23 protein-coding genes and 1 riboswitch are annotated in these 23,498 nt (G+C 43.8%); of the genes, 7 read left to right on the plus strand and 16 right to left on the minus strand.

Annotated elements, in window-relative coordinates; genetic code table 11:
* Positions 1-21: 21 nt before the first annotated feature.
* Positions 22-1,542, minus strand: coding sequence for an exopolyphosphatase (gene ppx, locus ACP7BU_RS06305; RefSeq protein ID WP_425879254.1), 1,521 nt, complete (start codon positions 1,540-1,542; stop codon positions 22-24).
* A 260-nt stretch (positions 1,543-1,802) separates the two neighbouring features.
* Between ppx and trxA the strand changes: the two genes are divergently transcribed.
* From trxA to ACP7BU_RS06320, 3 genes are all read left to right on the plus strand, one after another.
* Positions 1,803-2,129, plus strand: a complete 327-nt coding sequence (gene trxA, locus ACP7BU_RS06310; protein WP_004278266.1) for a thioredoxin — start codon at positions 1,803-1,805, stop codon at positions 2,127-2,129.
* 322 nt (positions 2,130-2,451) lie between these two features.
* The gene (rho, locus tag ACP7BU_RS06315; protein WP_004278267.1) at positions 2,452-3,720 is read left to right on the plus strand and encodes a transcription termination factor Rho; all 1,269 of its coding nucleotides are present in this window, start codon (positions 2,452-2,454) and stop codon (positions 3,718-3,720) included.
* Between the two features lie 401 nt (positions 3,721-4,121).
* On the plus strand, positions 4,122-4,409 hold the full coding sequence (locus ACP7BU_RS06320) for a hypothetical protein (RefSeq protein ID WP_005107806.1): 288 nt from the start codon (positions 4,122-4,124) through the stop codon (positions 4,407-4,409).
* 104 nt (positions 4,410-4,513) lie between these two features.
* Here ACP7BU_RS06320 and ACP7BU_RS06325 read toward each other — a convergent pair whose 3' ends face one another.
* From ACP7BU_RS06325 to pheS, 3 genes are all read right to left on the minus strand, one after another.
* Positions 4,514-4,810: an integration host factor subunit alpha gene (locus ACP7BU_RS06325; protein ID WP_004278269.1), complete on the minus strand. Its 297-nt coding sequence runs from the start codon at positions 4,808-4,810 to the stop codon at positions 4,514-4,516.
* Complete coding sequence (pheT, locus tag ACP7BU_RS06330) at positions 4,807-7,188, minus strand: phenylalanine--tRNA ligase subunit beta (RefSeq protein WP_425879251.1); 2,382 nt, start codon at positions 7,186-7,188, stop codon at positions 4,807-4,809. Before pheT ends, ACP7BU_RS06325 begins: the two co-directional genes overlap by 4 nt.
* Before the next feature lie 134 nt (positions 7,189-7,322).
* A complete protein-coding gene (pheS, locus tag ACP7BU_RS06335) occupies positions 7,323-8,303 on the minus strand; it encodes a phenylalanine--tRNA ligase subunit alpha (protein WP_195725129.1) in 981 nt (326 codons plus the stop codon).
* 159 nt (positions 8,304-8,462) lie between these two features.
* Between pheS and ACP7BU_RS06340 the strand changes: the two genes are divergently transcribed.
* Positions 8,463-9,488, plus strand: coding sequence for a hypothetical protein (locus ACP7BU_RS06340; RefSeq protein WP_005107810.1), 1,026 nt, complete (start codon positions 8,463-8,465; stop codon positions 9,486-9,488).
* 350 nt (positions 9,489-9,838) lie between these two features.
* Here the strand turns inward: ACP7BU_RS06340 and ACP7BU_RS06345 are convergent, their stop codons facing one another.
* The 6 genes from ACP7BU_RS06345 to ACP7BU_RS06370 all read right to left on the minus strand — a co-directional run bounded on the left by ACP7BU_RS06345 (position 9,839) and on the right by ACP7BU_RS06370 (position 12,640).
* Positions 9,839-10,213 (minus strand): GNAT family N-acetyltransferase, encoded by a 375-nt coding sequence (locus ACP7BU_RS06345; RefSeq protein WP_425879248.1) that lies wholly within the window; start codon positions 10,211-10,213, stop codon positions 9,839-9,841.
* A 260-nt stretch (positions 10,214-10,473) separates the two neighbouring features.
* The gene (rplT, locus tag ACP7BU_RS06350; protein ID WP_004647525.1) at positions 10,474-10,833 is read right to left on the minus strand and encodes a 50S ribosomal protein L20; all 360 of its coding nucleotides are present in this window, start codon (positions 10,831-10,833) and stop codon (positions 10,474-10,476) included.
* Between the two features lie 11 nt (positions 10,834-10,844).
* Positions 10,845-11,039 carry a 50S ribosomal protein L35 gene (rpmI, locus tag ACP7BU_RS06355; protein WP_004278281.1) on the minus strand — a complete coding sequence of 65 codons (195 nt, stop codon included), beginning with the start codon at positions 11,037-11,039 and terminating at the stop codon, positions 10,845-10,847.
* A 185-nt stretch (positions 11,040-11,224) separates the two neighbouring features.
* Positions 11,225-11,647, minus strand: coding sequence for a YqaA family protein (locus ACP7BU_RS06360; RefSeq protein ID WP_004732949.1), 423 nt, complete (start codon positions 11,645-11,647; stop codon positions 11,225-11,227).
* A 7-nt stretch (positions 11,648-11,654) separates the two neighbouring features.
* The gene (locus ACP7BU_RS06365) at positions 11,655-11,945 is read right to left on the minus strand and encodes a hypothetical protein (RefSeq protein ID WP_004732951.1); all 291 of its coding nucleotides are present in this window, start codon (positions 11,943-11,945) and stop codon (positions 11,655-11,657) included.
* 74 nt (positions 11,946-12,019) lie between these two features.
* Positions 12,020-12,640 (minus strand): glutathione S-transferase family protein, encoded by a 621-nt coding sequence (locus tag ACP7BU_RS06370; RefSeq protein ID WP_004732952.1) that lies wholly within the window; start codon positions 12,638-12,640, stop codon positions 12,020-12,022.
* A gap of 283 nt (positions 12,641-12,923) precedes the next feature.
* Between ACP7BU_RS06370 and ACP7BU_RS06375 the strand changes: the two genes are divergently transcribed.
* Positions 12,924-13,379, plus strand: coding sequence for an Hsp20 family protein (locus ACP7BU_RS06375; protein WP_004732955.1), 456 nt, complete (start codon positions 12,924-12,926; stop codon positions 13,377-13,379).
* A gap of 104 nt (positions 13,380-13,483) precedes the next feature.
* Positions 13,484-14,035 carry a hypothetical protein gene (locus ACP7BU_RS06380; RefSeq protein WP_425879243.1) on the plus strand — a complete coding sequence of 184 codons (552 nt, stop codon included), beginning with the start codon at positions 13,484-13,486 and terminating at the stop codon, positions 14,033-14,035.
* A 43-nt stretch (positions 14,036-14,078) separates the two neighbouring features.
* Here ACP7BU_RS06380 and infC read toward each other — a convergent pair whose 3' ends face one another.
* The 4 genes from infC to ACP7BU_RS06400 all read right to left on the minus strand — a co-directional run bounded on the left by infC (position 14,079) and on the right by ACP7BU_RS06400 (position 19,249).
* On the minus strand, positions 14,079-14,630 hold the full coding sequence (infC, locus tag ACP7BU_RS06385; RefSeq protein WP_071850398.1) for a translation initiation factor IF-3: 552 nt from the start codon (positions 14,628-14,630) through the stop codon (positions 14,079-14,081).
* Between the two features lie 5 nt (positions 14,631-14,635).
* Positions 14,636-16,558: a threonine--tRNA ligase gene (gene thrS, locus ACP7BU_RS06390; RefSeq protein ID WP_004278291.1), complete on the minus strand. Its 1,923-nt coding sequence runs from the start codon at positions 16,556-16,558 to the stop codon at positions 14,636-14,638.
* Between the two features lie 224 nt (positions 16,559-16,782).
* Positions 16,783-17,952 (minus strand): alanine racemase, encoded by a 1,170-nt coding sequence (locus ACP7BU_RS06395; protein ID WP_425879241.1) that lies wholly within the window; start codon positions 17,950-17,952, stop codon positions 16,783-16,785.
* 10 nt (positions 17,953-17,962) lie between these two features.
* The gene (locus ACP7BU_RS06400; RefSeq protein WP_425879239.1) at positions 17,963-19,249 is read right to left on the minus strand and encodes a D-arabinono-1,4-lactone oxidase; all 1,287 of its coding nucleotides are present in this window, start codon (positions 19,247-19,249) and stop codon (positions 17,963-17,965) included.
* A 233-nt stretch (positions 19,250-19,482) separates the two neighbouring features.
* Between ACP7BU_RS06400 and ACP7BU_RS06405 the strand changes: the two genes are divergently transcribed.
* Entirely contained in the window at positions 19,483-21,123 is a 1,641-nt protein-coding gene (locus ACP7BU_RS06405) for an acyl-CoA synthetase (protein ID WP_425879237.1), read from the plus strand.
* A gap of 138 nt (positions 21,124-21,261) precedes the next feature.
* Here ACP7BU_RS06405 and trpB read toward each other — a convergent pair whose 3' ends face one another.
* The gene (gene trpB / locus ACP7BU_RS06410; protein WP_005261881.1) at positions 21,262-22,506 is read right to left on the minus strand and encodes a tryptophan synthase subunit beta; all 1,245 of its coding nucleotides are present in this window, start codon (positions 22,504-22,506) and stop codon (positions 21,262-21,264) included.
* Positions 22,487-23,131 (minus strand): phosphoribosylanthranilate isomerase, encoded by a 645-nt coding sequence (locus ACP7BU_RS06415; protein ID WP_425879235.1) that lies wholly within the window; start codon positions 23,129-23,131, stop codon positions 22,487-22,489. Before ACP7BU_RS06415 ends, trpB begins: the two co-directional genes overlap by 20 nt.
* Before the next feature lie 145 nt (positions 23,132-23,276).
* Positions 23,277-23,487: riboswitch (cobalamin riboswitch) on the plus strand.
* Positions 23,488-23,498 lie beyond the last annotated feature (11 nt).

Genomic DNA, 23,498 nt, shown 5'->3' on the forward strand with positions numbered 1-23,498 from the left:
GTTTTCATCCCTATAAAGGTATTAATTAACAAACTGTTCGGATTGAATCGAGAGTTCAATCTCCCAATTTTTAAATTGCTGCTGTTCATCGTGCAGTTCAGCGACCAGCAATGGCCATTGCTTGGCATCACCAGACACGGTGAGTTGCCATTGTTGCGCATTTTCAACCTTCAGTTCAATGGCAGGAAGCATCTCATCGCTACGACTGTGATTGACCAAAACCGACAGACGAAGCAGCAAACATAACCATAAAAGTTTAGATCCACCGACTTTCATCACATCAATCTTGGCATCAGCGCGCAATTTGCGCCGATGGTGCGCGACCAAATGTGACAAATGATTTTGATCAACTTGCGAGAAACCGGCAATATCCGAGTGTTGTAATAAATACGCGCCATGACGATGATAGCCACTGTGACTGATGGCCAAACCAATCTCATGGAGATAGGCAGCACGACGTAACAGGTCACTATCTTCAACACTCAAACCGAGTTTACTGGCCACGTCATTAAACAGTTTCTGTGCCGTCTGAACCACACGCTCAGCCTGCTTGGCATCGGCATTGTATCGACCAATCAAGGCATGTACGGAACGATCACGGATATCTTCATGCTTGAAACGGCCAAGCAAGTCATACATCACGCCTTCACGTAGTGCACCATCAGAATAGACCAAATGGTCAATTCCCAGTACATCAAAGACTGCATAGAGAATGGCAATACCAGCAGGTAAGACGGCACGACGATCATCTTTCAGACCTTCGAACTCCATGTCCGAGACATATTTATATTTAAGCAGTTTATCTTTGAGCTTTTCCAGGCCTTCACGCGTCAACTGTTCGCGATCATTGCTCCAGCCCATATTGACGCAAATCTGGCGGCAGGCTTTAATGGTGCCACTCGAGCCAACGACAGCATCCCAACCGGCTTCTTTATAAGTATTGGCAATTCCCGAAATTTCTTTACGTGCCGCAGTAACTGCTTTATCAAAGGCTTTGGCACTGATTTCGCCATCCTGAAAATAGGCCTTGGTAAACGCTACACAGCCCATTTGTACCGATTCGGTATGAATCGGCTCGAATTCTTCACCGATAATCAGCTCAGTTGAACCGCCACCGATATCAACTACCAGACGACGACCGCTGTTGGCCATGGTATGCGATACACCCAGATAAATCAGACGGGCTTCTTCACGACCGGCGATAATTTCGATCGGTTTCGGTAAAATTTCTGCAGCTTTCTGGATAAATTCATGGCCGTTTTTGGCTTGACGCAACGCATTCGTCGCCACAATCCGTAATCGGTTCGGCTGAACTGCGCCTAAACGTCCGACAAAACGGGCCAGACAGGCCAAACCGCGTTGCTGGGCGGCTTCGGTTAAATTCTTATTTTCGTCTAGTCCTGCGGCAAGCTGAACTTTTTCTGACATTGATGCCACTTTCTTCACTTCGCCATGGTCTACACGGGCGATGGCCAAATGAAAGCTGTTTGATCCCATATCGATGGCGGCAAGTAATTCTTCATCAATCAAAAAGTCAGACATTCCAGAAATAAACCTTTAACGAATTGTGCTTAGAGTAATTCACATGCATGCAATTTAAAAGCCATTTGTAGCGACAATTTAATGCCTTATTCTTTTTTGTATCGGGAATAATAGTGAGACACGATCATCACTATCGTGATCATCCATTAGACAAAATAACATTAAGCATTGAAAATTTACAGATTCCCCTACATTGTTAAAGATGGCTATGTAATACTAATAATTAGTTATCTTTAAAATATTAATCTGGAGCACATTCCATGTCTGGCAACATCGTAAACACTACTGACGCAAACTTCGAAGCAGACGTTCTTCAATCAGACGTTCCTGTACTGGTGGACTTTTGGGCAGGCTGGTGTGCACCATGTAAAGCAATTGCACCCGTACTTGAAGTGCTTGCTGATGAATACCAAGGTAAAGTTAAAATCGTGAAAGTTGACGTAACTTCTTGCGAACAAACTGCTGTGAATTTCAACATCCGTAACATCCCGGCTTTGTTGATGTTCAAAAATGGTGAAGTTGTTGCGACTCAAGTCGGTGCTGCACCAAAATCTAAACTGACAGCATTTATTGATGACAATATCTAAGCACAGCATTTTTAGTAAAAAATACGCGACTCATGCTCGCGTATTTTTTTCGGCTATAAATTGACAAACCTGGCATTTTCTCTTATATTCGCTACTCAAGAGATAAAGGATCCTAAATCCTGTCAATTTCTTACAAGACACATTACATAAGATGCCGCTCGGCAATAGAAATTGTTTTCCACATTTTTCTTTGAAACACTCAAACAGATCTCTGAATTGTTCTTTTGCAAATTCAATTGCTTTCGTTTGAATGCTGGTATGCGGCCGAATGTTACTCCCTTTCTAACCTGTACCTCAGAACTTTGATTCTATCTGACCACCTATGAATTTAACCGAACTCAAGAAAAAACCGATTGGCGAACTCATCAAGATTGCCGAGTTTATGGGCCTCGAAGGTATGGCTCGTAACCGTAAGCAAGACATTATTTTTGCCATCTTAAAACGTCATGCAATGAATGGCGAAGAGATTTTTGGTGATGGCGTTCTAGAAATTTTGTCAGATGGTTTTGGCTTTTTACGCTCAGCCGCAGGTTCTTATTTAGCAGGTCCTGACGATATTTATGTCAGCCCTTCTCAAATTCGTCGTTTTAACCTCCGTACTGGCGACACCATTACTGGCACCATTCGCCCGCCGAAAGAAGGCGAACGTTATTTTGCTTTACTTAAAGTCAATCAAATTAACTACGACACACCTGAAAATTCACGTAACAAGATTCTGTTTGAAAACTTGACGCCATTATTCCCGACTGAACAGTTGGTGATGGAGTTGGGCAATGGCACCACTGAAGATTTAACCACCCGTGTGATCGACTTAGTTGCACCGATTGGTAAAGGCCAGCGTTCAATTATTGTGGCTCCGCCGAAAGCGGGTAAAACCATGCTGCTGCAAAGCATTGCACAGTCCATCGTTCGCAATAATCCTGAAGTTATTCTGATCGTTCTCCTAATTGATGAGCGTCCAGAAGAAGTGACTGAGATGGAGCGTACGGTTCGTGGTGAAGTCGTGGCTTCTACCTTTGATGAATCTCCTGCACGTCACGTTCAAGTCGCTGAAATGGTGATTGAAAAAGCAAAACGTCTGGTTGAACATAAAAAAGATGTGGTGATTCTGCTTGACTCGATTACCCGTTTGGCGCGTGCCTATAACACCGTGATTCCTTCATCAGGCAAAGTACTGACTGGTGGTGTGGATGCGCATGCCTTAGAACGTCCTAAACGCTTCTTCGGTGCTGCACGTAATATCGAAGAAGGCGGTTCACTGACCATCATTTCTACTGCCCTGATTGAAACCGGTAGTAAAATGGATGAAGTGATTTATGAAGAATTCAAAGGTACAGGTAACCAGGAAATTACCCTTGATCGTCGCATTGCAGAAAAACGCGTATTCCCTGCGATGAACATCAAGAAATCTGGTACTCGCCGTGAAGAACGCCTGATGTCGGAAGACAATCTACGCAAAGTCTGGATTCTGCGTAAGCTGCTGCATACTCAAGACGAATTGGCGGCAATGGAATTCTTACTGGATCGTATGAAAGAAACCAAGACCAATGATGATTTCTTTGATCAGATGAAACGCAAAGCTTCAAATTAAAATTTCAAATGAAAGGTCACCTAAGCGGTGGCCTTTTTTAGGTTGACATAAATTACAGAATGAAACAATCAAGCCTGATTTATGTAAACTTATTTTTAAGTTTTTGATTAATAAAATGTTCAGATTAAAAATTGTATAACTTTTAAGTGTTTAATAAGCCTTTCTCCAATCTAAATGTTTCATTCCATTGTTATTTTCTGTTAAAAACTTCTTATTTTTTATCGTTTTTCCGTACTTTTTTGATCATTGCCAGTAGCAATTAAAAATGCGCAGTGATAGCATATTTGCAGACCAGTTAGACTGCTCCTGCGTTGTTAGTCCCTAACACAATTAGGAACAATAAAAGCACTTAACAGACTAACTTTGGTTTTTTTTAATCTCAATTTTTAGAGAGTGATGCCATGTTATTCAAAAAAATCGCTATTGCTGCTGCAGTTGCTACTACTCTAGCTTTCGTTGGTTGTGCTAAAAAAGCTGACGACGCTGCTGCTGACGCTAACCAAGCTGCATCTGAAGCTGTAGAAGCTGCTTCTGAAGCTGAAGCTGCTGCTGATGCTGCTGCTGTAGAAGCTACTTCTGAAGTTGCTGCTTCTGAAACTGCTGCTGCTGCTGAAGCTGACGCTGCTGCTGCTGTTGCTGTTGACGCTGCTGCTGACGCTACTGCTGCTTCTGAAGCTGCTGCTCAATAATCTTTTAGATTATTCAGTACAAAAAAAAGAGAGCCTTTGGCTCTCTTTTTTATTTTAAAAACTGATACTTAACAATATTAGATCCCAGTTTTTAAAAAAGCAGATCAGTTGACCTGCTCATTTCCCACACGTTGACGGAACTTCTGTCCGGCACGGAAGGTGACCACACGGCGTGCAGAAATCGGAATCTCTTCACCCGTTTTCGGGTTACGGCCCGGACGTTGACGCTTATCACGCAACTCGAAATTACCAAAACCCGAAAGTTTTACTTGCTCGCCTGAGATGAGCGCCTGGCTAATCTCATCGAAGAACAACTCAACCATTTGTTTTGCTTCACGACGGTTTAAACTCGTGAGCTCACTTAAATGATCAGCCATTTCTGCTTTAGTTAGTGCTGTCATGAAGCCCTCAATGTCGCTTGGTAAGTGTTTTCTAACACTTGAAGGATATTATCCATACCTGATTTAATTTCAGCATCTTCCAGTGTACGGCTTGGATGCTGCCAGAGAAGTGCAAATGCCAGTGAGCGTTTCCCTTCTTCTACTCCTTGTCCAGTGTACACATCGAACAACCAAGTTGAGTCTAAAAGCTCTCCGCCTGTTTTTTCGATAAGTCCCTGAATTTCGCTAACATTAATCTTATCACTAATTAAAAGCGCAATATCACGTCGAACCGATGGAAAACGTGATAATTCTGTAAAATTAGATACATAAGTTTGCAAAACAGCCGCTTGATCCAATTCTGCTACCCATGTGGTTGCCAGATCAAGCTCGTCTTCAAGTGAGGGATGTAAACGCCCCAAGTAACCAATTGATTGACCATTCACGAGAATTTCTGCGGATTGTCCTGGATGCAACCAGCTACGCTCTGAACGCACATATTCTACTTTGACACGACCAGCAGCCAAAATTTCTTCTACATCACCCTTAAAGTCAAAGAAGTCCATTGCAGCGGGTTTCACATGCCAAGATTCAGCATGACGTGAACCAGTCGCAATCAATGCAAAAGTTGGAATCTGTTTTAAATCATGGATGCTGCTGGCTTCTTGATAGTCAAAACGCAGACCGAGCTCAAAGAAACGTACACGGCTTTGCTGGCGGTTGACATTGTACTGAACACAAGGAATCAGGCTAGATAGCAAGGTTGAACGCATCACTGCCAAATCACTTGAAATTGGATTGGCTAATACTAATGGATTCACACTAGAATTAAGTTGCTTTTCAAGCTTTAGGTCTGCGAAGCTAAAGCTGATCGCTTCTTGGTAACCTAAAGTTACCGCGGTTTGACGGAGTTGGCCCAATTCAAACTGATCTTGGTATTTCGCCAGCTTCACATCAATCACAGGCAGGCTGATTTGAATATTGTCATAACCGTGAATACGCGCCACTTCTTCGATCAAATCTTGGTAAATCACCATATCATAACGATGTGATGGCGGTACCACTGACCACTCGCCTTCTGCTTTTACTGTAACTTCACAACCTAAACGGCTTAAAGCATCAGTAATGAACGCTGAGTCAACACTATAACCCAGCAGTTGATCGACTTGTGCTTGATTCAACTCAATTGCGTCACGTGTTGGCAATAGAGCCGCATTTTCGGCAACTGTAATTGGTCCGAACTCACCGCCCGCAAGTTCAGCAATCAATTGTGATGCGCGGTGCATAGCGATCAATGGCAATTCAAAATCGACACCACGTTCATAACGCTGAGAAGCATCGGTATGCAAGCCAAAGCTACGTGCACGACCCGCAATATGCAGTGGCGCGAAGAATGCAGATTCCAGGAAAATTTCAGTGGTTGCATCGCTGACTGCTGAAAACAAGCCACCCATAATACCAGCAATGGCCAATGCTTTTTCATCATCTGCAATCACCATCACTTTTTCGTTGAGTTCAACTTCTTGTTCATTGAGCAAAACTAACTTTTCAGCTTCCGTCGCTTGACGTACATGTACCGCACCTTGAACTTTACCGCCATCAAATGCGTGTAGCGGTTGACCAAGCTCGATTAATACATAGTTGGTAATATCGACCAGAATGCTGTGCTGACGAATACCTGAACGTGCCAATGCACGCTCCATCCATACAGGAGTCACAGCCTTGGTATTGACGTTCTTGATGACACGACCCAAATAGCGTGGGCAGCCTTCAGTCGATACAACGACTTTCTTTTCTTCGCTAATAGTCGCAGCTACTTCTTTAATTTCAGGGGCAGTTACTGGCAATTGGTTAATCACACCAATTTCACGTGCGATCCCGCGAATACTGAAGCAGTCCCCACGGTTCGGTGTAATGCTGATGTCAATCACGTTGTCATCAAGGTCTAGATATTCACGAATGTTCATACCTACTGGTGCATCCGCTGGAAGCTCTAACAAACCATCAATTTTATCTTCTAAATCGATTTCTGAAGCGCCGCACAGCATGCCTTGTGACTCGATACCACGTAGCTTGCCTTTCTTGATTTTGAAATCGCCTGGAAGTACTGCACCAATGGTCGCAACTGGCGCTTTCATGCCGGCACGTACGTTTGGCGCACCACATACAATTTGCAGTGGCTCACCTGAACCGATATTGACAGTGGTCACACGCAAGCGATCTGCATCAGGATGTTGTTCTACTGTCAGGACTTCCCCCACCACTACACCAGTAAATGCTTTTGCTGCAGGTGCAAGCTCATCGACTTCCAGACCCAACATGGTCAATTGATCAGAAAGTTTTTCGCTATCGATGGCTGGGTTGACCCATGTGCGTAGCCAATTTTCGCTAATTTTCATTGATATAAAACCTGTAATTCAAATCTCTAGAATCCCCCTCTGCCCCCCATTTTCCAAAGGGGGAGAACTCCATCTATTTCGCGGAGTCCCTCTCCTTTTTAAAAGGAGAGGTTAAGGAGAGGTATAAATTTGTTTTAAGCAAACTGGCGTAAGAAACGCACATCATTTTGGAAGAACATACGTAAGTCATTCACGCCATAACGCAGCATTGCAAAACGTTCAACACCCAGACCAAAAGCAAAGCCTTTGTATTTTTCAGGATCAATGCCTGCAGCTTGCAGCACATTCGGATGCACCATACCGCAGCCCAATACTTCTAACCAGCGACCGCGTTCATCCATAATATCCACTTCCGCACTCGGCTCGGTGAACGGGAAATAAGATGGACGGAAACGTACTTTCAAATCTTTTTCGAAGAATTCGTTCAGCAGGTTAATCAGCAAACCTTTCAGTTCCGCAAAGCTGGTATTTTCAGCCACGTATAAACCTTCGATCTGATGAAACATCGGTGAGTGGGTTTGATCCGAATCACAACGGTAAACACGGCCCGGACACACGATCTGGATTGGTGGCTGCTGTGTTTCCATGGTACGAATCTGCACACCAGACGTATGCGTACGCAGCAAATGGTTCACATCGAAATAGAAGGTATCGTGCATGGCACGCGCCGGGTGATGACCCGGAATATTCAGTGCTTCAAAGTTGTGATAGTCATCTTCAACTTCAGGACCTGTTGCAACCGTAAAACCTGCCTTGGTAAAGAACTGGCAAATACGCTCTTGCACCTGGGTCACTGGATGGATACTGCCCACCTGTTGGCCACGACCTGGTAAAGTAATATCAATGGTTTCGCTTGCCAGTTTTTGTTTTAAGGCAGCTTTATGCAATTCTGCCTGACGTGAGGTCAATGCAGCGGTAATAGTTTCACGTACAGCATGGATTTGTGCGCCGAAGACTTTACGTTCTTCAGGATCCATTTTACCAAGCGACTTAGATTGTTCCGCGAGCTGGCTTTTTTTCCCCGTAAATTGCACTCGTACTTGATCAAGTGCAGCAAGGTCTTGAGCTGCTGCAATCGCAGCGAGCGCTTCAGTGGTCAGGGCTTCCAGTGACATAGTAACTCTCAAAGCAACAGGTTAAAAAATATTTTAAAAACCCCACATTCTAACAGTTTTTAGACACTTTGATGAAGATGCGTTTTAAGGAAAATTAGATTGGCATGATTAAATATAAAAAGTATAAGATAAACACAATATCAATCAGATCAAATCACTATGGCACTCGATCAAATTTGGAAACAGCAACTAACCCTCGTCACTTACGGCAATGAGTATTTGACTCAAGACCTGAGTTTCAATCGTTGGATTCAACATTCCATTTTTAATCAGCATCAGTTTGCCTTTCGGGATCTGATATCACAACACCTGCTGGCCCAGCATTTCCAGATCTGGCTGGAAGGCCTGAAAAAACAAGGCGTGCGTCGCCTCAGCTTGCATCGCTCTGATTTACTGGTTGATGAAAAAAATCCGAATGCCAATATCGAGCTATTACCACTGGCGCATTTTATTGTCAGTCATGGCGCTAAAACCAAAACTGCCTGGATCATCGGCAAGGAACTGCCTGAATGGTACAGCGCAGACAATGATTACGAAGCACCTAAATCACAGCAATCCCCTTTACGCCATGAAACATTCTGGTGTTATGAGCTAAATCCTAAACTGGCCAAGCGCATTGATGTCGATCTGGAAGCCCCAAACTGGGATGATATTCAGGCCTATACCGATCATGAACTGTTTGAAAGTAGCCTTGCCCAAGATTTTACCGAACCTGCATATACCAATTTGCCTTATTACGGCACCATGCCTGCCATTCAAGCCGATAGCGAAAGTCATTTGGCCTTAATTCCCACTGACTATTCAGCGGATTATGCTCACCAGACTTTGTACCGCCTAGACGCCTTAAATGACTTTATTCAAACGAAAATCCAGCATCCCTATCGTGCAGATGGCGAAGTACTCAGCCCGGAGCAGCAACTTAACCTGCGACATTTTTCGCAAAAAATTGATGATTTAAGTGCTAAATTCATCAGCAAAGTCGCCAATCACTATAAAACTGCACAGCTAACACCAAAAGTTGCACCTGACCCATTTGTCGGTATGAGTACCGAAGACCGCTCACCAAAAATTTCTAAAGCAGAAAAACCTCAGGACCCAGGCAAATCCAGTTCATCTGCAAATGTGCTGACCTTAATTGTGATCACTGTGATTATCTGTCTGATTGGCTACTATTTCGGCCTTTAACATTTTGCCAGAAAAGCTTGAACATCACGGGCAGAATTCAATGGATATTTTGATATTCATGAGCAGGCATCAACTTGAAATAATGCTGACGATTTTGTGATAGGTTTTCATCATCCATCAGATGATGGAATCACGACTGAGTATCTGTCTTAAAATTTCAGCATTATTTGAATGAGCCGAAGCTGTCATTTGCTGATCGCCCGGAAATGCTCTCTTAATTGACCGGTGGAGATATTGAGATAAAAAGATAAATCAGCCATACATTTCTAAGGGCTGATTTATTTTCTATCGTCTTTTCCCAGGTTTTAGATTTTTCTACGTTGAGCCAGCTGGGCCAGAGTATTCAAAAATTAAATGTCCCACTGATAACATAAGTCTTTAAGATTCTCGCCCAGATCGCTGGCATCTCCTTCACTGACAAAATAGGCGCCGGTCTTTTCATAAAAATAACGACTGGAATTCAGGTTCAATACGCTGCACTGCATATACTGGTAGGATTTTTCTCGACTTAATCCCAAACCCAATTGAACCAACTTAGCCCCCACACCTTGTCCCTGAATCTGTTTCAGTAAATACAAAGCTCTCAATTCACTGATTGGCGCATCCACCGGAAAATTAAAAGCAGCAAAACCCAAAACTTGAGCATTTTCTTCATAGACAAATACCCGTCGATTCTCCTGTTCAAGCACAGAACGCCACAAGGCGGCTCTTTGTTCTACACTCAACTTATCGAGAATTTCTTATTTGATGATATTTTGATAGCTTTCACGCCAATTTTGTACATGCACTTGAGCAATCGGCAGTACATCCTGTTGAGTGGCAAGTCGAATCATTGTTTTTAAGCCTTGTTTTTTAATTATTCAATTTCACAATGACTAAAAAATATAAGATTTACAATACTGATTTTTAAATAATATTTAAAATGATTACTTTTATTTAAGCATAAAAAAGACCGCTAAAAGCGGTCTTTTCAAGTCATAAAGACTTATGCAGCCAATGCATCTTTAGCTTTAGAAGCTAAAGCAGCAAACGCAACTGCGTCATGCATAGCGATGTCAGCAAGTACGCGACGGTCGATAATCACTTGAGCTTTTTTCAAGCCAGCGATCATACGGCTGTACGACAAACCATTTTGACGAGCACCAGCGTTGATACGTGCAATCCACAAAGCGCGGAATTGACGTTTCTTCTGACGACGGTCACGGTAAGCATATTGACCAGCTTTGATTACCGCCTGGAACGCTACGCGGTAAACGCGTGAACGAGCACCATAGTAACCTTTAGCGCGAGCAAGAATTTTTTTGTGACGGCGATGAGCCTGTACACCACGTTTTACACGAGCCATTTATAATCTCCTTAGATGTACGGGCACATACGACGAACTGAAGCAACGTCACTTACGTGAACCATTACACAGCCGCGCAATTGACGAATACGCTTAGCAGATTTTTTGGTCAAAATGTGGCGTTTGAACGCTTGTTTACGCTTAAAACCGTTAGCAGTCGCTTTAAAGCGTTTAGCTGCACCACGGCGAGTTTTCATCTTAGGCATAACAACCTCTTTTGAACACCTGTTCGGCTCGTTTGCACCATTACAAAACGACCTGCAGGTAAGGGAGCGAGTATTCTAAAGCATCTTTGTTTAAAACAAAAGCATCTTCACCCAATAAGCGAATTTAAAGAATGATTTCGCTCTGAAATAATATCCAAGACTGGATCAAGAAAATAGCTTCAGACTTAGAACATGGCAAAGGCCGCATAGACAAACAGATAACGTCCAATTTTAGCGATGCTGACCATCAGCAGAAAACGGACGAGGTTTTCTTTTAATAGTCCCGCAATCAGGGTAATCGGATCACCAATGATAGGCACCCAGCTCAGCAGTAAAGACCAGTAACCATATTTCTGATAGGTCTTTTGCGCCTTGAGCATCTTATCTGCTGAAACCGGGAACCACTTTTTATTTTTATAATGTTCAATCTTGAGACCCAGATACCAGTTCACACAAGACCCCAGAATATTGCCCAGACTGGCCACGGCAATTAACAGCACTGCATGCTGCTTGTTCTGCACTAAAAGCCCCAGCAAAACCGCTTCAGACTGTAAAGGTAGTAAGGTCGCTGCACCAAAGGCCGACAGAAACAGTAAAAATAGGCTCATTACAGCATTAATGGCTCAAGCCCATTTTTTTCTTGGCTTTACTGTATTCCCAACTGGACCAAACGACTGCCGTCACCATCGCCATGATCCGCGCCCACTTATACTGCTCATTGAGCGGTGCAATTGCAGCACGGAGAATCTGCTGATCTTTGGTATTTAGGGCAGCAATCACCTGATCGATATGCACAATTTCAGCAACATACAGCACTAAACATGCAGCAATGCCGAAAAGAATGCTCCAGTAAATTCGGGTATTACTTTCAACAATCTTGGTAAAGTTCAGAAGAAAATCGTTCATATATCCATCCAATAAAAAACCACCGTAAGGGTGGCTTTATTTGCTTAAGGCTATTTTAACATAAAGGCAGACGCTTAACTGACCTGTATTGCCAACGCTTTCTGAACCGCAGGACGAGCATTCAAACGATCGATATATTTGGAAACTTCAGGATAGTCTTCCAGAGTGATCTGCTGCCAGTCATGCCGTAATAACCAAGGGAAAATGGCCATATCTGCAATCGAGTATTCGCCAGCCACATACTCCTGCCCGACCAGCTGCTTATTCAACACCCCATATAAACGCTTGCTTTCATTGACATAGCGCTCTGTGGCATAAGCAATCCGCTCAGGTGCAAAACGGCTAAAGTGATGATTTTGCCCGAGCATCGGCCCCAAACCGCCCATTTGCCACATCAGCCACTGTTCGACCTGAATACGCTTCACTTCATCGGCTGGATAAAACAGACTTGTTTTGCGGCCCAGATATTGCAAGATCGCACCTGACTCAAAAATTGAAATGGCGCGGCCATGTGGCCCATCCTGATCAACAATTGCCGGGATTTTATTATTGGGAGAAATAGCCAGAAAATCGGACTGGAACTGGTCATTTTCCAGAATATTGATTGGAATAATTTGATATTCCAGCCCCATTTCTTCTAGAGCAATACTAATTTTATGGCCGTTGGGGGTGCCCCAATAATATAAATCGATCATTTTCTTCTAATACTCCCTGCACTTTTACTATGCGACGATGTACTCAACATAGAGGATTTAGAAAGAAACAACAAGTCTGCATTTTAAAATTATTTTTCAATAAATATCAAAATCTTATTAAAAATTTATATATTTTTTTCTTTTTGATCTTGAAAATTTCAGCTCCAAACACATATTTATTTCTGCATAAGGATTGCGTCAATCTTATGCGCTGTTGATGTCTGACATGACAGATCTTATTTTCTTGTTTTTATAACTTTGCTTTAGTGAGAAGGTTCTAATCATGAGTAACTTAAATCTTCATCCATTATTTCGTCGTAGTATTGGCTTTGATCGCTTGAATGACTTTATTGACTATGCCATGCAAAGCGATGCACCGAATTACCCACCGTATAATATCGAAAAGCGTGGTGAGAATAATTACCGCATCGTGGTGGCAACTGCGGGTTTTCGTCAGGAAGAACTCGACATTCGTCTGGAAAATAAGTTGCTGACCATCCTAGGCAAGCCTGAAAACCAGAGCAATGACAGTATTGAATTCCTGTACAAAGGCATTGCGCGACGTGCATTTAAATTGTCTTTACGCCTGGATGAATATATTGAGGTACAACAGGCAGACTATGAAAATGGTTTATTGATCATCGACTTGCAGCGCATTATTCCAGAAGAAAAATTGCCACGTCAAATCCCGATTGGCAATAAACTGCTCATTGCAAACGATGAAAAATCAGTGGAATAAGCTTGATTAAGTACGCAAAGGAAGGTCCGAAAGGGCCTTTCTTTTTGGCTACAGATTACCTAAGCTCATTAAGGCAATACGCTTTCTGATCATAAAAATAAACCATGAATGTGCCAGAAAACATCCTGTTTCATCAAGCTAGCCCGATCATGCGCGCTATGGGATATTTACTGTTTTGTTATCCGGTCGGAATATTCAGCATTTTTTATTTCAGCAGTGTGCGTAGCAATTCCAGTTTTTTCCAAGGACTATTATTTTTATGGCAGGAGTCTCCTGACTTTTATATTTATATTGGCGGCTTTCTTGGTCTTTCGCTGCTTATGCTGGGAACCAAACTCAAAATAACCTCACAAGCCATTTATTATACTTTGGCCGGTTTCCGCATCAGCCTGTGCTTAAAACGACATTCCGTACAGTATAGTTTTCTGAATCCGCGCTATGATTCTCTCAAAGCGCACCTCAAACGCTGGCTCTATAACATGCCAGCGCATGTGATTAGTCAACGCGATGGCACTTTGGATTTTAAATTGTGCCAGCCCGGTCTGATGAATCAAATTTTTCTTGGATTTTTCCGGATTCAGCTGTCGATGTTTTCCCGCCAGCAAGCTCAACAGATTATGTACGCCATACAAAGCGCCTGGAATTTTAAAGAATAAAAAAAGCCCTGCATATGCAGGGCTTTTTTCGCTTAATGAGTGCTTACTTTTTCTTTTTAGGACCAAGTAGCATACCCATTTGACGCCCTTCCATTTTCGGCATCTGCTCAACAGTACCGAATTCAGCCACGTCAGCTTCAATTTTTTGCAATTGAGCTAGACCCAACTGTTGGTGCGCCATTTCACGACCACGGAAACGAAGCGTGATTTTCACCTTGTTACCTTCTTCAAGGAACTTGATGATTGCACGTAGTTTTACGTTGTAATCACCAACATCAGTACCCGGGCGTAGCTTGATTTCTTTCACCTGGACTTGATGTTGTTTTTTCTTCGCTTCTTTCTGCTTTTGCTTAAGATCAAACAAATGCTTGTTGAAGTCCATAATCTTACATACTGGTGGCTCAGCGTTTGCTACGATCTCAACAAGATCAAGTTCAACACTTTCTGCTGCGCGTAGGGCGTCAGCTAAGCTTACAATCCCTTTTTGCTCACCATTTTCGTCGACAAGACGGACTTCTTTCGCACGAATTTCATCATTCAAGGCAGGACGGTTTGATTTGTTACCGCCCTGTTGATTACGGTCAGGCTGTTTAATCGCTGTTACTCCACAATGTACCGGCCGCGTTCGGCTACGGCTGCTTTTACTAGGTCAACGAAAGCATCGATTGACATAGTACCCAAATTTGTTCCTGAGCGGGTACGCACGTTTACGGTACCTTCCTCTACTTCACGGTCCCCAAGTACCAGTAAGTAAGGAATACGCTCTAATGTACGTTCACGAATCTTAAAGCCGATTTTCTCATTTCTCAAGTCAGAAATTGCACGGATACCGTTTTCTTTAAGTTTTGCGACGACTGACTCACATGCCTCAGCTTGAGAATCGGTAATGTTCATCACACACGCTTGCATTGGTGCCAACCAAGGTGGCATGAAGCCTGCGTAGTGTTCGATCAGTATACCAATAAAACGCTCGAAACTGCCAAGAATTGCACGATGTAACATTACTGGCTGATCGCGGTCATTATCTTCAGTGACATAAGACGCATCTAAACGTTCTGGCAAGTTAAAGTCACACTGGATGGTACCACACTGCCAGACACGACCTAAGCAGTCTTTCAAAGAGAATTCAATCTTCGGACCATAGAATGCACCTTCGCCTGGTTGAAGTTCCCACTCAAGACCTGCAGCATCCAAAGCATCTGCCAAAGATTTTTCTGCCATATCCCAAAGCTTGTCATCACCGACACGTTTTTCAGGACGCGTCGACAACTTCATTTGTACTTCTTCGAAGCCAAAGTCTTTGTATACATCCAGTGTCAATTTGATAAAGTCTGCAACTTCAGGACCAATCTGTTCTTTGGTACAGAAAATGTGCGCGTCATCTTGGGTAAAGCCACGTACACGCATAATGCCGTGCAATGAACCTGATGGTTCGTTACGGTGACATGAACCAAACTCAGCCAAGCGTACAGGAAGATCACGATAAGATTTTAAACCTTGGTTGAACACCTGTACGTGACAAGGACAGTTCATTGGCTTCACCGCATAGTTGCGGTTTTCAGAATGCGTGGTGAACATGTTGTCTGCATAGTTGGCAGCATGTCCTGATTTTTCCCACAGCGTAAAATCGACCACTTGGGGTGTGCGGATTTCTTCGTAGCCATTGTCTTGCTGAACTTTACGCATGTATTGTTCAAGCACTTGGTAAATGGTCCAGCCGTTCGGATGCCAGAACACCATACCCGGTGCTTCTTCTTGCATATGGAACAAATCAAGCGCTTTACCAATTTTACGGTGATCGCGTTTTTCTGCTTCTTCGATACGTTTTACATAGGCTGCAAGCTGTTTTTTGTCTGCCCACGCTGTACCGTAAATACGTTGTAGCTGTTCGTTTTTCGCATCACCGCGCCAGTAAGCACCCGAGATTTTAGTCAGCTTGAACGATTTTAAGAATTTGGTGTTGGGTACGTGCGGACCACGGCACATATCCAAATAATCTTGATGGTAGTACAAGCCCATTTGTGTTTCTTCAGGCATGTCTGCAATCAAACGCAATTTGTATTCTTCGCCACGCGCTGTAAATTCAGCAATCACTTCATCACGCGGCGTCATTTTTTTCACAACATCATAGTCTTGATCGATGAGCTTTTTCATACGCTCTTCAATCGCTGCCATGTCGTCTAAAGTAAACGGACGTGGCATCCAGATGTCATAGTAGAAACCTTCTTCAATGACCGGACCAATAACCATCTTCGCTTCTGGGAACAGTTGCTTCACTGCGTGACCGACCAAATGCGCGCAAGAATGGCGAATGATCTCGACACCGGCTTCGTCTTTCGGCGTAATAATTTGTAGTGTTGCATCTTCAGTGATGAGATCAGACGCATCCACTAAACGATCGTTAACACGACCCGCAACGGTATTTTTTGCAAGACCAGGACCAATGCTCAGAGCAACGTCCATCACAGATACGGCGTGATCAAACTGTTTTTGATCGCCATTTGGCAAAGTGATAATTGGCATAAGAAATCCTTAAGGAGTGATGCCCCGTACCATGGAGCATATCACCGCGAGATTATGATCGAGGCACAGCCTCAAAAGATAAAAACGGTGGATAAATAAAATCGATTCGAATTTTACACGGCTTGGCCGCATGATTAAACCTTTTCCCAATAAAAATAAGATTTACCATCAAATCTATGGCTGATCTTTAAAGGCTTAGGCTCATTTTTCAGTTCAAAATCTCGTTATTCCCGGAACGTCTGCCACTGGATAAACTTTCCCTCTACATAAACATACAGCTGGGCAAATTGTGGGATCAGCGCTTCACTTTGTGTCGGTCTTAAAAACACATAATCATCGACATGAATATCGCACTGCATGGGCACCTGAAGCATTTCCTGATTGCTGCTGCGGCCATACAATATATGCGGTCGGCTTTTTTCAGGATAAATATAATCTGCTCGCCAATAGCCTCCGTAAATAAATATGGCTTTATATTGATGTGGAAGATGATTCATCAGCTCCAGACCGGGAATCTGGCCACAAGGCAAAACTTTTAAAATGGGTGCGGCAATCCAGAGTGCACATTGCAGTTCAGCCAGATTCGCCAAATCAAAATCGCCTGGCTTGAGCAGCATCGAGCCAAAAGCCAGATCATTACAGACACTGTGCTGACAATGCTGCATAAAGGTCGGACTGCCACCGCCGTTAAAACGCAGACCTGCATGCCATAAATCTGGGAATTGCTGCTGCAAAATAGTTTTGTATTGTTGATACATCTGCTGCGATTGCTGATAACTTTTTTCAGGACTTTTCAGAATTTTTGGTAATTTGGCGACATGTGCATCATAGCCCATTAGACCCGAGAATTTGATATAAGCCGCGTTGTCCTGAATCAGCTCCATTAAGGCTATAAATTGCTGCTGCGTTTGTACGCCGCCACGATGCAGCCCTACATCAATTTCAATATTGACATTCAGGCAGGTATTCAAGCTTTGCGCGAGTTGCAGATATTGTTTTAATCGTTCCACATCATCAATTAGCCATTGAATAATTACTTGATCATTGGCTTTATTTTGATCAGACAAAGTTTGATAAAAATGTTTGACTGCCTGAATCGGCATCGGTTTACCCAACAAGATATCGGCTTGCTGAAATGTCCCTATAATCTCCAGCAGATGCGGCAGATGAAAGACCATAAAGCGCTGGGTATTTAGTTTTTCACTGGCCAGTTTGAGTAGCTGAATGCTGGCTAAAGACTTCACTACCAGACGTGGTTTTAACTTCGCAGGCAATTTCGACTGCATAACCTCCAGATTATGTCGATATTGCGCCAAATCCAGAATCAGTTGCGGTGTGCCAGTGCCCTGCTGTTTTAAATCCTGTGTTAACTGCTGAAAATAATTTGATTGCATCGCCCTCTCCTCATTTCCCAGATAAAAACAATTCTTTTAAATATGGATTCAGCCATTTTTGCTGTGGATCCAATTGCTGACGTAGCACCATGAAATTATCCCATTTCGGGTAGAGTTCGCGCAGTGAGGCTGCGCTCATACTATGTAACTTGCCCCAATGCGGTCGTCCCTGATATTTCTGTAAAATCGGCTCGACCAGATCAAAAATCGCATGATAATCCTGTTTATAGAACTGATGAATGGAAATGGAAACTGAATCGCGCTGATAAAAAGGACTCAGCCAGATCTCATCGCCTTTGACATAACGGAACTCGATCGGGAAAAACATCGGCACCTTATGCTTCCTTAAAGTCGCTAAAACCTCTTCCAGACATTGCAAACCTTGCTCAACCGGAATCTGATATTCCATTTCATTAAATCTGGTATTGCGCGGGGTGGGGAAAATGCGATGCGACCAATCGACATAGCAGGTCGGTTTGGCAAATACACCGAGCAGTTTTTGCAGATAGGGATTTGTCTTTGGGAAGAGTCGCGTCAATTCCGAACATAGGGTCAGCAAAGCATCTTCCGAAGGCCAGCTCTCTTGTCTCGACTGAATGTCATCTTCTGTTTCATCCAGAGTTTTCAGCATCACTTGATCGGCATGTAAAAAAGCCCAAAACTCAATATGTCGGTGCTGATGTTTCCATTGACCAATATGGGTAAATATGTCTTTTAATGAACAGAGCTGGATCTGTTCTTTTAGTTTATATCGTGGTCGATTTTGCAGGGTTATTTGGGTCAATATGCCCAAGCTGCCCAATGCCACCCGTCCAGCCTGAAATATCTCAGCATTCTGCTCACGATGACATTGCAACAGCTCTCCATCCGCGGTCAGTAATTCAAAGCCTTCCACGAAAGCAGAGATGCAAGGTAAATCGATGCCCGTGCCATGCGTTCCGGTAGAAATCGCTCCGGCCAGACTTTGCTGGTCTATATCGCCCTGATTGATTAAGGCCTGATTGATCGGTACCAGATCTTTCCCCAAATCATATAAACGCGTCCCGGCCCGCACGGTGCATTGGGTTTTCTCTTGATCAAAGGCAACGATACCTTTTAACAAATCGAGATTAAGCAACACCTCATTTGTTTTAGCCAATGGGCTAAATGAATGTCCTGCACCCACTGCACGAATGTGTGCATGGGTCTTCACTAAACTTTGTAATTCACTGATCTGGCTGGGCTGAACAATCCGAGCGGCACTGAACTGGCTCCCCGACCAGTTTCGCCAGACGTCATTCGCCTGTTGTATTTTCATTATTCTTCCTGGGCTCATATTATTTTAATGGCTGAACTAGAGTAAAATACCTAAAAAATCAAACTTGGGAACCCATGCGTTCAAAAGATTTAAGTAGGGTTAAATATTTTTATTAATATTCAAATACTTAAAATTTGTAAAATCGTACTCGACTAAAGCATAAATGCAAGATTTCTGAGAAATACATATCTTTTCAACAGGATATGAAAATAAATATAGAACGGAGTTTTACAATGGTTAGCGCATATGATGAATTACCGCGTACCCCCGCGAATTTTGTAGCCTTATCACCTTTACGCTATCTTGATCGTGCAGCTTATATCTATCCAAACCAGAACGCGATTATTCACGGTAAGCGTCGTATTACCTGGCGTGAGAAATACAACCGTTGTCGTCAGTTTGCCAACCAACTCCAAAAATTAGGCATCGGTAAAAATGATACCGTGTCTGTCCTGCTGCCTAACGTCCCTGCCATGATCGAAGCGCATTTTGCTGTACCAATGGCAGGTGCCGTCCTGAATACCTTAAATACCCGTCTGGATGCCAAGACCCTTGCTTTCATGCTGGAACATGCTGAGAGCAAAGTATTATTGGTTGATCCTGAATTTACTGCACTTGCGACTGAAGCACTCGCTCTAGTTTCACAAGACATTTATGTCATTGATGTGGCTGATGCAGAGTTTGAAGGTGAAGACCAGCGTATTGGCCAAATCGAATATGAAGACTGGATTGCGCAAGGCGATGCAAACTTTGAATGGCATTTACCTCAAGATGAATGGGATGCCATCAGCTTAAGTTACACTTCTGGGACCACCGGCAACCCGAAAGGCGTGGTCTATCATCATCGTGGTGCCTACATTAACGCAGCCAGTAATATTATTGCCTGTGGCATGACACCACGTGCCACCTATTTATGGACACTGCCGCTATTCCACTGTAATGGCTGGTGCTTTGCCTGGACCATGGCGGCCAACGGTGGAACCAACGTTTGCTTGCGTAAAGTTGATGCTGAACTGATCTTTAAACTGATTGCTGAACATAAAGTCGATTACTTCTGCGGTGCACCAATTGTCTTGTCAATGCTGATTAACGCACCTGAAGAGAAAAAGACCAAAATTGATCATCGTGTCGAAGTGATGGTGGCGGGTGCCGCACCTCCAGCAGCAATTATTGAAGGCATGCGCAATATCGGTATTAACGTAACGCATGTTTACGGCTTGACTGAAACCTATGGCCCTTCTGCACTCTGCGCTTCACAGGCAGGCTGGAGCGATCTGTCTATTCAGGAACAGGCACAGTTGCACTCCCGTCAAGGCGTCCCGTATCCATTGCAAGATGGCATGAAAGTGCTTGATCCGGATACCATGCAGGAAGTGCCACATGATGGTCAGACCATGGGTGAAATCATGTTCCGTGGCAATATCGTGATGAAAGGTTATCTGAAAAATCCTGAGGCGACAGCAGAAGCCTTTGCCGGTGGCTGGTTCCATACGGGAGATTTGGCGGTATGCCAACCGGATGGCTATGCCAAAATTACCGACCGTTCCAAAGATGTGATTATTTCTGGCGGAGAAAATATTTCATCGCTTGAAGTGGAAGAAGTACTGTATCAGCATCCGGCGGTGCTGACTGCAGCGGTAGTCGCCAAGCCTGATTCACGCTGGCAGGAAGTTCCTTGTGCCTTTATTGAGCTCAAAGAAGGCACCAAGGCCACTGAAGAAGAAATTATGGAATTTTGCCGTGAACATCTGGCCCGCTTTAAAGTGCCTAAGGATGTGGTGATTACCGAAATTCCAAAAACCTCGACCGGTAAATTGCAGAAATTTGTTTTACGCGAATGGGCCAAAGAGCGCGCGCAAGGTGAATTTTCTTAATTCCATACAGGCATGTTTTTTCAAAATCTACTCAATAAAAAATCGTGCTAATTTTTATTAGCACGATTTTTTAACTTATCCTTTTGTGAGATTTAACCTCATCCAACCCTCTCCTATAAGGAGAGGACTTTAAGGAGCTTACATCTCTACCATTTCCACGCCATCAATACGGGCAACGGTCATCAAGTCCTTATCACCACGACCTGAAACCGTCGCAATAATAATTTGATCCTTGTCCATGGTCGGTGCAAGTTTAGTGACATAAGCCATAGCATGTGCGCTTTCTAACGCCGGAATAATGCCTTCAATCTTGGTCAAGTCGCGGAAACCTTGTAAAGCTTCCTGATCATTGATCGGTACGTATTTAACACGGGCCATATCTTTCAGGAAGCTATGTTCCGGACCCACACCCGGATAATCCAGACCTGCAGAAATTGAATGGGTTTCGATGATCTGGCCTTGTGCATCCGACATCAGGTAAGTTCGGTTACCATGCAGGACACCGACATGACCGGCATTCAACGGCGCAGAGTGCTTGCCTGATTCAATCCCATGACCTGCTGCTTCAACGCCGTACATTTTCACGTCTTGGTCATTCAGGAATGGATAGAACAAGCCCATGGCATTGGATCCACCACCGACACATGCTACCAGTGCATCTGGCAGACGGCCAGCCTGTTCCAGAATCTGACGGCGTGCTTCACGACCAATGATCGACTGGAAATCACGAACCAACTGTGGATATGGGTGTGGACCTGCCACAGTACCAATCACATAATAGGTTGAATCAACATTGGTCACCCAATCACGCATGGCTTCATTCATGGCATCTTTTAAGGTTTTAGAGCCACTTTCTACCGGCACAACCGTCGCACCTAATAAACGCATACGGTAGACGTTCATCGCCTGACGTTTTACATCGTCTGCGCCCATAAATACTACGCATTCAAGACCTAAACGTGCTGCAATCGTTGCCGTTGCTACACCGTGCTGGCCTGCCCCTGTTTCGGCAATAATACGTTTCTTGCCGGAAAGCTTCGCCAGCAAGGCCTGACCGATTGTATTATTCACTTTGTGCGAACCGGTATGGTTCAGGTCTTCACGTTTCAGGTAAATCTGTGCGCCACCCAACTCTTTCGACCATCGCTCAGCATGATATAAGGGACTCGGACGACCGACGTAAAACGCCATGTCACGGTCAAATTCTGCCAAAAACTGCGCATCATCTTTCATACGGAAATAGAGCTTTTCCAAGTCTTCTAAAGCCGCCATAAGTGTTTCTGACACAAAACGTCCGCCATGAATACCGAAATGCCCGCGTTCATCCGGGAATTGGGTATAGTCAACTGCCTGACTGTTCTGGCTAGTACTTTGCTGATCCACGATGGACTCCTTGCATAAAGCGTTCTATGAGTTGTTGGTCTTTAATACCTTTTGCGGACTCGACACCGCCACTCACATCCACGGCATACGCCTGTGTGGTGAGAATTGCCTGTTCGATATTGTCAGGATTTAAACCGCCTGCCAAGATCAAGGGAATATTGAGTTTGGGAAAGGTGTCCCAATCGAAGCTGTGCCCTGTGCCGCCTTTCAGTTCAGGATGCCATGCGTCTAACAGCACTGCACTTGCGCCGGCATCTTGATAACCTTGAATTTCTGCGACTACATCCAGATCAGGTTTCACCTGAATGGCCTTATACCAGCGGCGTCCGACCTGCTGGGCGATAGCCTGACACTGTTCAGGTGTTTCATCGCCATGAAATTGTAAAATATCCAGCGGTATTTTATTTAAAATCGCCTGGATTTCATCTGCGTGACTATTCACAAATAAACCCACCGCCTGTACATAAGCTGGAACCGACTGAATCAGGATTTCAGCCTGCTCTAAAGTGACATGCCGCGGACTCGGTGGATAAAATACAAATCCTATCGCGTCACAGCCAGCATTGGCTACGGCATGTACATCTTCAACTCGGGTGATTCCACAAATTTTGGCACGGGTTCGCATATTATGTTGGCTCTAGATCTACCAATGTATTGAACAATCTGTAAGATTGGGGCAAATCATTGTAATGCAATTTTTCTGACTTGCGTAAAAGTTCATCCGGATTATTCTCTATGCAGATTGTATATAACTCATACTGACTTTATACTGCGCTCACTTTGCAGCAAGTCCAAGCCTTCAGGCTTTAGGGAAGCTGGTGTAAATCCAGCACTGCCCCCGCAACGGTAAAAAATGAAACGTCTATCAATTTAAACTCTTCGGTTTACACCACTGCATCTTGATGTGGGAAGGTGGATATACAGCAAAGTCGCTGCTTTGCACATTTAAGTCCGGAAACCTGCTTGTTGTGTTCTATAACTCAATCATTCAC

Origin of the sequence: Acinetobacter sp. 40AMC3-4 (assembly GCF_049898185.1) — a bacterium.
Taxonomy (GTDB): Bacteria; Pseudomonadota; Gammaproteobacteria; order Pseudomonadales; family Moraxellaceae; genus Acinetobacter.

Excerpts from the sequence above, each read along its gene's own strand:
- ppx (WP_425879254.1), bottom strand. The coding sequence starts at position 1,542 with ATGTCTGACTTTTTGATTGATGAAGAATTACTTGCCGCCATCGATATG.
- trxA (WP_004278266.1), top strand. The coding sequence starts at position 1,803 with ATGTCTGGCAACATCGTAAACACTACTGACGCAAACTTCGAAGCAGAC.
- rho (WP_004278267.1), top strand. The coding sequence starts at position 2,452 with ATGAATTTAACCGAACTCAAGAAAAAACCGATTGGCGAACTCATCAAG.
- ACP7BU_RS06320 (WP_005107806.1), top strand. The coding sequence starts at position 4,122 with ATGTTATTCAAAAAAATCGCTATTGCTGCTGCAGTTGCTACTACTCTA.
- ACP7BU_RS06325 (WP_004278269.1), bottom strand. The coding sequence starts at position 4,810 with ATGACAGCACTAACTAAAGCAGAAATGGCTGATCATTTAAGTGAGCTC.
- pheT (WP_425879251.1), bottom strand. The coding sequence starts at position 7,188 with ATGAAAATTAGCGAAAATTGGCTACGCACATGGGTCAACCCAGCCATC.
- pheS (WP_195725129.1), bottom strand. The coding sequence starts at position 8,303 with ATGTCACTGGAAGCCCTGACCACTGAAGCGCTCGCTGCGATTGCAGCA.
- ACP7BU_RS06340 (WP_005107810.1), top strand. The coding sequence starts at position 8,463 with ATGGCACTCGATCAAATTTGGAAACAGCAACTAACCCTCGTCACTTAC.
- rplT (WP_004647525.1), bottom strand. The coding sequence starts at position 10,833 with ATGGCTCGTGTAAAACGTGGTGTACAGGCTCATCGCCGTCACAAAAAA.
- rpmI (WP_004278281.1), bottom strand. The coding sequence starts at position 11,039 with ATGCCTAAGATGAAAACTCGCCGTGGTGCAGCTAAACGCTTTAAAGCG.
- ACP7BU_RS06360 (WP_004732949.1), bottom strand. The coding sequence starts at position 11,647 with ATGAGCCTATTTTTACTGTTTCTGTCGGCCTTTGGTGCAGCGACCTTA.
- ACP7BU_RS06365 (WP_004732951.1), bottom strand. The coding sequence starts at position 11,945 with ATGAACGATTTTCTTCTGAACTTTACCAAGATTGTTGAAAGTAATACC.
- ACP7BU_RS06370 (WP_004732952.1), bottom strand. The coding sequence starts at position 12,640 with ATGATCGATTTATATTATTGGGGCACCCCCAACGGCCATAAAATTAGT.
- ACP7BU_RS06375 (WP_004732955.1), top strand. The coding sequence starts at position 12,924 with ATGAGTAACTTAAATCTTCATCCATTATTTCGTCGTAGTATTGGCTTT.
- ACP7BU_RS06380 (WP_425879243.1), top strand. The coding sequence starts at position 13,484 with ATGAATGTGCCAGAAAACATCCTGTTTCATCAAGCTAGCCCGATCATG.
- thrS (WP_004278291.1), bottom strand. The coding sequence starts at position 16,558 with ATGCCAATTATCACTTTGCCAAATGGCGATCAAAAACAGTTTGATCAC.
- ACP7BU_RS06395 (WP_425879241.1), bottom strand. The coding sequence starts at position 17,952 with ATGCAATCAAATTATTTTCAGCAGTTAACACAGGATTTAAAACAGCAG.
- ACP7BU_RS06400 (WP_425879239.1), bottom strand. The coding sequence starts at position 19,249 with ATGAAAATACAACAGGCGAATGACGTCTGGCGAAACTGGTCGGGGAGC.
- ACP7BU_RS06405 (WP_425879237.1), top strand. The coding sequence starts at position 19,483 with ATGGTTAGCGCATATGATGAATTACCGCGTACCCCCGCGAATTTTGTA.
- ACP7BU_RS06415 (WP_425879235.1), bottom strand. The coding sequence starts at position 23,131 with ATGCGAACCCGTGCCAAAATTTGTGGAATCACCCGAGTTGAAGATGTA.